Consider the following 1,657-nt stretch of genomic DNA (forward strand, 5'->3'; position numbering starts at 1 on the left):
GCTATGGCGGACTGAAGATCGGCGAGCCCGTGCCCGCCGGTTCGGACTGGGCCGCGCGCGGTGCGCAGGTTTCCGACGCGTGCCTCACGATCACCTCGCCCGGATGGCCGGGCGCGTATGCGATCGTCGAGGAGAATCAGGTTCGGCGGATCACCGTCGATGACGAATCGAGCGCAAGGCTGATCGAAGGCATCGGCCCCGGATCGACCGAAGCGCAGGTGCGCGCTGCCTTCCCCACCTTCCGCGCCAGCCCGCACAAATATGTCGACGCCCCCGCGAAATACCTGACCCAGCCCGGCAGCGACGCGCGCCTCCGCTTCGAGATCGACGCGGACGGCAAGGTCAGTTTCGTCCATATCGGCATGATGCCGACGCTCGAATATGTCGAGGGCTGCGCCTAGGAGCCGAGCTGCGCATCAGGCTGGGCGGCCGCAAGGCGGGGACGCCGCGTGGCCGCCAGACTGGCCACCGGCCAACCGAATCTCGCGCTTTGATCGCGGTTGCAAGTGTGAGACAATCCCTGCCCGGGGGGTGGTCTCATGAAAAAATCGACCCGTGCTCTCGTCGGGCTGGTGGTGCTCGAACTCGTCATCCTGATCGGGGCCTGGTGGCTGGTGTCGCAGGTGCAGTCGGGCGCAATGCAGGCGCCTGACCCTGGTGCCGCGATCACGCAGATCACCCAGACCGCGGGCGGCGCGATGGGCATCATCGCGGTGGTGCTCGTGCTTGCCTTCGTCCATCACCGGCGCAAGGGCAATTGACGCGGACACATCCGCAGCGCAGCGGCACCAGGCCGGTGCGCGCCGCGCGCAGGATCAGCTCATCTTGTCGAACAGGATCGCGCCCCAGACCGCAATGGTCAGCGCGCCGCCGGTAAAGGTGGCGATCACCGACTGGCGCAGGCAATGCGCCTGCGCGTCGATCGAGTGGATGAAGGCGGCGTACAGGCGGCGCTGCAGCTTGAGCACCTGATCCGGATCGGGGCTCGCGACCAGCCCTTCCTCCAGCCCCTCGGTCTCGAACTCCTCGCCGAGCAGCAGCGCACGCAGGCAAAGGATGCTCGACCAGACCAGAGGCGCGAGCCCGACCAGGCTGAGCAGCGTCAGCACCGGCTGGGTCGGCGCATCGAGGCTGAGCGGCGCGCCGGGGCTGGCGGAAATCGGGTGCGTGCCGATGGTCGTCATCAGCGCGTTGAACGCCAGCAGCCCGCCGATCCGGATCGACAGGTCGAGATCGCGGTTTTCCAGATATTCGAGCGTCGCGATAAAACCCGGATCGGGCGCTTCGCCCAGCATCGCCTGGAACGCGCGCAAACGGGATCGGAAGAACGGTCGCACCATGGCCAATTAGCTAACCGCAATTGTCGGGGCGCACCAGATGCCGATCGCCTTGCGAGGCGGCAGGCGCCATGCTCTTGCGGCCTCGGTCCGTTCATACCGCGATACGCCAGCGCCCGCGCAGAATGATCCATTACGGATGCGTTTACGCTCCAATGGCTGCCCGCCCGGCCGGGCGCGCGCTATGCTCCAGCCTGCAGCACAGCCGCTGCAAGTGATGGCGGAGCTTTTGCCATGGCGCATGGAAGGTCGGTCCTGCTGCTCGTCCTGCTGGGATGGGCCATTGCGGCCTGCCCTGCGGCGCCGACTTCGGCCGCTGC

General features: G+C 67.2%; 2 protein-coding genes and 1 pseudogene. 2 read left to right on the top strand and 1 reads right to left on the bottom strand.

The window, feature by feature from the left end:
* Both DM995_RS20775 and DM995_RS20780 read left to right on the top strand, forming a co-directional pair.
* Positions 1-401, top strand: a pseudogene (locus DM995_RS20775) (hypothetical protein); the annotation flags it as partial.
* A 138-nt stretch (positions 402-539) separates the two neighbouring features.
* The gene (locus DM995_RS20780; RefSeq protein ID WP_116970925.1) at positions 540-761 is read left to right on the top strand and encodes a hypothetical protein; all 222 of its coding nucleotides are present in this window, start codon (positions 540-542) and stop codon (positions 759-761) included.
* A gap of 54 nt (positions 762-815) precedes the next feature.
* On the opposite strand, the gene DM995_RS20785 is transcribed toward DM995_RS20780, so the two are convergent.
* Positions 816-1,340, bottom strand: a complete 525-nt coding sequence (locus DM995_RS20785; RefSeq protein WP_023838880.1) for a hypothetical protein — start codon at positions 1,338-1,340, stop codon at positions 816-818.
* Positions 1,341-1,657: the final 317 nt, after the last annotated feature.

This window comes from Blastomonas sp. UPD001 (assembly GCF_003426715.1).
Taxonomy (GTDB): Bacteria; Pseudomonadota; Alphaproteobacteria; order Sphingomonadales; family Sphingomonadaceae; genus Blastomonas.

What these genes read in the sequence shown, in the direction of transcription:
- DM995_RS20780 (WP_116970925.1), top strand. Translation starts at nt 540, where the DNA reads ATGAAAAAATCGACCCGTGCTCTCGTCGGGCTGGTGGTGCTCGAACTC.
- DM995_RS20785 (WP_023838880.1), bottom strand. Translation starts at nt 1,340, where the DNA reads ATGGTGCGACCGTTCTTCCGATCCCGTTTGCGCGCGTTCCAGGCGATG.